At 68.6% G+C, this 1,553-nt stretch carries 1 pseudogene; it reads right to left on the bottom strand.

What is annotated here, in order from left to right:
• Nucleotides 1–1,553: pseudogene (locus tag OBACDRAFT_RS11975) on the bottom strand (hypothetical protein); the annotation flags it as partial.

Raw genomic sequence — 1,553 nt, 5'->3', positions numbered from 1 at the left:
GCGGTGGAAAACGGCGGCGAGGAGCAGGAGGACTCCGATGGTGATGAGTGCGGCGAGCACGCCGGTGACGCGAGCGGGGAGGATGCGCCCGGAGCGGTTGAGGCGTAATGAAATGGAGAATACGAGAGAGCCGGCGGCTCCGAGACCGAGCGCGGCGAGGAGCGACATGGTCATGCCGCTCTGACGGAAGAGGCCGCGGGCGAGGGTGCGCAGTCCGGTGACGGGTTGAGGGACGCTGGTGGCGTCGGCGGGGGCGAGGTTGCCGTGGAGAAATTGCAGGCGCCGGCCTTGGTCGGGCGTCACCTGCCAGCGGGTGCTGATGACGGGCGCGGCGAGGAGCGGAGCGGTCAGGCGGATGCTGGCGTTGGCGCGGGTGTCTGAATTTGAAATTGCGGGCGGGACGCCCGCGCCACGGGGGGTGCCGGCGAAGCGGAGATCGACGGTGACAATGGCGTTGGCGTCGGTGCGGGGGGGCATGGGGATGAGGGTGTCGCCGCCATCGACGACGGGCAGGGCTTCGGCGTCGTCCACGCGGGCGGTCCAGAGGCGGAGTCCGGCGGGGACGCCGACGCGGAGGTGCGGGTGTCCGTGACTTTTCACTACATAATGGGCCTCGGTGATGATCTGGCCGTCGCGGGCGACGCGGGTGTTGAGGGAGGCGAAGTCAACGACTTGGTTGACGGTCGCGCCGCGGGCGCGGGGGGCCAGGTTGAGGCGGAGTTCGAAGGGGCGGGCGGTGTATTGGTAGGCGGCGAGGAGCGGGGCGTCGAACATCATGCGGTATTCGGCGGGAATCTCACGGGGTTCGACGGCCACGAGCGCGGGGGAAACGGCGTCCTGGGTGAGGTTGAACTGGAGGTCGCTGGTGATGATGACGTAGCCTTGTTCGGACTGGACGCCGAGGGGACGCAGGCCGGCAAAACCGGTGGCGCCGCCGCGCGGGTCGAGCGGGAGGTCGTAGGTGCCAAGGAGGGTGACGGCTCCGCTGACGGGTTTGTGCAGGCTGACTTCAACGGTGCCGGTGGCGTCGTCGCGTTTCCAGGAGCGGATGTCGCGTCCGGAGAATTCGAGGTTGCGGAGGGTGGCGGGGACTTCGAAGCGGAAGGAGCCGAGGGGCGCGCCGGTGATGGCGTAGTTGATCATGGTGCTGGCGCTGACAAGGCCTTCGCGGATGGCGAAGAGGTGCAGGGCGTCGCTTTGCACGGTCATGTCGAGGCGTTCGATCTTCACGCTGGCCTGCCAGACGGGGTCGCGGAGTCGCCAGGCTTGCTGGAGGCCGGGAATTTTTTTCGGGAAAAACGCGGGGGCGATTTCGGTGAGTCCGGTGGTAAGGCCGGGAGCGGGGGGCAGTGTGACGCGGAGGCCGGGCACGGCGGCAACGCCGACGAAGCCGCGCACGGATTTGGTTCCGGGGAAGGCGAGGGGTTCGAGGGTCCAGTCGGCGAGGTCGGCGGCGCGGTCGCGCTCGAGGCGGCATTGGAGGAGGTGGCGGCCTTGGATGGGTTTTGGGAAAATGATTTTGAGTTCGCGGCGCGCGGGTTGTCCGCCCGGCG

This window comes from Geminisphaera colitermitum TAV2, assembly GCF_000171235.2.
In the GTDB taxonomy this organism is placed as follows: Bacteria; Verrucomicrobiota; Verrucomicrobiia; order Opitutales; family Opitutaceae; genus Geminisphaera; species Geminisphaera colitermitum.
This window is presented reverse-complemented; position numbering and strand designations above follow the sequence as displayed.